General features: G+C 60.2%; 4 protein-coding genes and 1 pseudogene. All 5 read right to left on the bottom strand.

The annotated features are described in order from the left end of the window. Nucleotides 1–501, bottom strand: a 501-nt coding sequence (locus tag ACFFAR_RS28040) for a bifunctional folylpolyglutamate synthase/dihydrofolate synthase (protein WP_375508894.1), incomplete at its 3' end; no start/stop codon positions are given. A gap of 150 nt (nt 502–651) precedes the next feature. After that, entirely contained in the window at nt 652–1,524 is an 873-nt protein-coding gene (gene accD, locus ACFFAR_RS28035; protein ID WP_062172080.1) for an acetyl-CoA carboxylase, carboxyltransferase subunit beta, read from the bottom strand. 64 nt (nt 1,525–1,588) lie between these two features. Then, nucleotides 1,589–2,392: a tryptophan synthase subunit alpha gene (gene trpA, locus ACFFAR_RS28030; protein WP_174365232.1), complete on the bottom strand. Its 804-nt coding sequence runs from the start codon at nt 2,390–2,392 to the stop codon at nt 1,589–1,591. A gap of 61 nt (nt 2,393–2,453) precedes the next feature. After that, nucleotides 2,454–3,305 (bottom strand): DNA methyltransferase, encoded by an 852-nt coding sequence (locus ACFFAR_RS28025; protein WP_174365231.1) that lies wholly within the window; start codon nt 3,303–3,305, stop codon nt 2,454–2,456. Between the two features lie 11 nt (nt 3,306–3,316). Continuing rightward, nucleotides 3,317–3,591 (bottom strand): annotated as a pseudogene (locus tag ACFFAR_RS28020) (tryptophan synthase subunit beta); the annotation flags it as partial.

Below are 3,591 nucleotides of genomic sequence, written 5' to 3'. Positions count from 1 at the left end.
CACGATCGCACAATCCGGATCGACGATATTCACCGCGTCCAGCCGCCCGCCGAGCCCCACTTCGAGGATCACGGCATCCAGTTCGCGCGATGCAAACAGCCGCATGATGGCAAGCGTCGTGAATTCGAAATACGTCAGCGAGACCGGTTCGGCAAAACTTGTTCGCGCCTTCTCGACGGCTTCGAAGTGTTCGAGCAGCTCCGCATCCGCCGCATCGACGCCATTGAGCCGCGCGCGCTCGTTGAACGCGAGCAGATGCGGCGACGTATGACACCCCACGCGATATCCCGCGCGCAACAAGATGGTCTCGATGATCGCGCACGTCGAGCCCTTGCCGTTCGTCCCGCCCACGGTGATCACCGGACACGAGAATTCGAGCCCGAGCGCATCGCGAACCTGGCTGATGCGCGCGAGACCCATATCGATACCGACCGGATGCGCCGATTCCAGATGCGTAAGCCATGCGTCGAGCGAAGGAAAAGTAACCGAAGAAGTCGTCATGAGAGAGTGCTTGAGGGGAAACGCCAAAACGAAAACGCCGCGCGCGACCCGGGGCGGGTTCGCGCGCGGCGCCTGGGCCGTCATCATTTGACACCTTCCGCGCCATTGCTGCCTGGAAGGCGCATTAAACAATGCGCTGCTGCCTATGCTTCAGGCGACCGAATCAGCCGGTTGCAGCGTCAGCAATGCGATCAGGCGCGCGATCTCCTCGCGCATTTTCCGGCGGTCGACGATCATGTCGATGGCGCCCTTCTGGATCAGGAACTCTGAACGCTGGAAGCCTTCCGGCAGCTTCTCACGCACGGTTTGCTCGATCACGCGCGGTCCGGCAAAGCCGATCAGTGCCTTCGGTTCCGCGATCACCACGTCGCCGAGGAACGCGAAGCTGGCGGAAACCCCGCCCATGGTCGGGTCGGTGAGAACGGAGATGAACGGCAGCTTGGCTTCGGCGAGCTTGGTCAGCATGGCCGTGGTTTTCGCCATCTGCATCAGCGAAAGCAAGCTTTCCTGCATCCGCGCGCCGCCCGATGCAGTGAAGCAGATGAACGGCGTGCGCTGTTCAAGCGCGTTGCGGGCGCCGCGAGCAAAACGTTCGCCGACGACCGAGCCCATCGACCCGCCCATGAACGAGAATTCGAAGCATGCGGTCACGACCGGAATGGTGTGGATTGCACCGCCCATGACGACCATGGCGTCGGTTTCGTCCGTGTCTTCCATTGCCTCTTTCAGGCGGTCCGGGTACTTGCGGCTGTCCTTGAACTTCAGCGCGTCGACCGGCAGGATTTCCTGGCCGATTTCATAGCGGCCTTCCGGATCGAGCAGGCCGTCGAGCCGTTCACGCGCGCCGATCCGCATATGGTGACTGCACTTCGGGCAAACGTGCAGATTCGCCTCGACGTCGTTGCGGTACAGCACCGCTTCGCACGCCGGGCACTTGATCCACAGTCCTTCCGGAATGCCCTTGCGGCTTTTCGGATCGGTTTGCTTGATCTTCGGCGGTAACAGTTTGTCGAGCCAGCTCATCGTTTTTCCTTCATGTTTCGCGTATTTCACGGCCTGTTTGAATCTTTTTGGCCGCGATCACGGGTTATTTTGCAGAATCGAGCGCCGCACGAATTTCAGCGATAAAACTCGTCAGCTTCTCAGCCGCCGTGTCCGGCGACGCTTCTTCGAGCAATTGCACGAGACGGCTGCCGATCACGACCGCATCCGATACATTTGCCACCAGCCGGGCTGAAGCGGCATCGCGAATGCCAAAACCGACACCCACCGGCAACGCCACATGCGCCTTGATGGCCGGGATTTTACTCGCGATACTCGCCACGTCCAGATTTGCCGAACCGGTCACGCCTTTTAACGACACGTAATAGACATAGCCGCTGGCAACTTTGCCCACGGCAGCGATGCGTTCATCGGTCGATGTAGGCGCCAGCAGGAAGATCGGATCGATGCCGGCGGCGAGCATCGCCTGGCTGAATTCCACCGATTCTTCCGGCGGGTAATCGACGACCAGCACACCATCCACACCAGCATCCTGCGCCGCCTTGGCGAAGGCTTCGGTCCCCATGCGCTCGATCGGATTGGCATAGCCCATCAGGACGACAGGCGTTTTGGCGTTGGTTTCGCGGAAGCGTTTTACATCGGCGAGAACGTGCTTGAGCGACATGCCGCGCGCCAACGCACGTTCCGAAGAACGCTGGATCACGGGACCGTCGGCCATGGGATCGGAAAACGGCACGCCCAGTTCGATGACGTCCGCTCCGCCCTTGGCGAGCGCGTGCATGAATTCGACGGTCTGCTCGGGATTCGGATCGCCGGCCGTGATGAACGGGATCAGGCCTTTTTTGCCCTGCTCGGCGAGTGCCGCAAATGTGCTCTTGATACGGGACATGATGATCTCTTCTGCGCTTATCGGCGCGTTTGGCGTTTTTCAGCAGCGACTTTGGCGAAGTTCACGCTTGATCGATGGAAGCATTTTCAACGACAGCTACCGGCTCCTCAACCAGCACGACCGCTGGCGGCGTCTGCGCAACTCGCGCTTGGGCAATTGCGTGATAGTCGGCGTTGATTTCATACCCGACAAACTCGCGCCCATGCCGCGCACACGCAACAGCGGTGGTGCCGCTGCCCATGAACGGATCCAGCACGCGGCCGCCGCGCGGACAGCTTGCGAGAACCATCCGTTCGATGATCTCCAGCGGTTTCTGCGTCGGATGATCGACTCGCTCAGCGTGCTGCCGGTGCAACCGCGAAACGGACCAGACGTCCTTCGGGTTGTATCCCAGCTCCAGCCACTTGCTGCCTTCGAACAATTTGCGCGAACGCGCCTTCTTCGTCACTGCGTCATAAGGAATGCGGATGGGATCGAGATCGAAGAAGTAATCCTTCGATACCGCGAAATAACCGATGTTGTCATGCACCGACGTAAATCTGCGCACCGTTCCGCCCATGCTCGGTACGCGCCGGTCCCACACGATCTCGTTGACCATTGTGAGGCGGCGCTTGAGGAACACGAAGATCTCGGGCGCATATTGCCATGTGCAAAAAATATAAAGCGAACCGCTTGGCTTGAGCTTCGGGATTGCAAGCTCGAGCCAGCCGTAAGTCCAGTCGAGGAAGGCTTCGCCCGAACGCATGTCCGAGTCGTTGCCGTAGTCCTTTCCCAGACCGTACGGCGGATCGGCCACGATCAAGTCGATAGAGCCGTCCGGCAGATTCGCTGCATCGGCCAGGAAATCGCGGTGATGCAAGTGGATTCCGCGCTCGGCGAGGTCCGTTCCTGCATTGACGATTTCATCGCGCATGGGTTGTGGGCTCAGAACGTGATGCCGGTGCGCTCGGCGACCGTATGCATGTCCTTGTCGCCGCGACCAGACAGATTGACGAGCAACAGCTTGTCTTTCGGCAGCGTGGGCGCGAGCTTCGCGGCGTATGCGAGCGCGTGGCTCGACTCGAGCGCGGGAATGATCCCTTCGATCCGGCAGCAATCGTGAAAACCCTTCAGCGCTTCTTCGTCGGTGATGCCCACATATTCGGCACGCCCTGCATCCTTCAACCACGCGTGTTCCGGGCCGACGCCGGGATAATCCA

This window comes from uncultured Caballeronia sp., assembly GCF_964243625.1.
Classification (GTDB): domain Bacteria; phylum Pseudomonadota; class Gammaproteobacteria; order Burkholderiales; family Burkholderiaceae; genus Caballeronia.
Note: the sequence above shows the minus strand (reverse complement) of the source record. Positions and strands in the feature narration are given on the sequence as shown.